This window comes from Pseudomonas sp. AC463, from assembly GCF_979253585.1.
Genome location: NZ_CEEDDZ010000560.1, coordinates 1 through 276 on the forward strand (window position 1 = coordinate 1; position 276 = coordinate 276).

At 67.8% G+C, this 276-nt stretch carries 1 protein-coding gene; it reads right to left on the bottom strand.

All coding sequences use genetic code 11. From position 1 onward, the window contains the following. On the bottom strand, positions 1 to 276 hold a 276-nt coding region (locus tag AC0IYH_RS31415), incomplete at both ends, for a response regulator (RefSeq protein WP_471838143.1).

Consider the following 276-nt stretch of genomic DNA (forward strand, 5'->3'; position numbering starts at 1 on the left):
TTCACCGAAGCCATGAACCGCGCGAGACTGATCGGCTTCGAAACATAGGCATCCGCGCCGGCGCCGCGGATGCGATCCTCGTCGTCGCGACCCGCATAGGCGGTGACCGCCATGATCGGGATGCGGCGAAGCTCCGGATCGGCCTTCAGCGCGAGGATCAGTTCGTAGCCGGTCACGTGCGGCATCTGGATATCCATCACGATCAGGTCGGGGCGAAAGGCGCGCGCACGCTCCACCGCCTCGCGCCCGTCACGCACCGGCTCCGCGGCCCAGTCG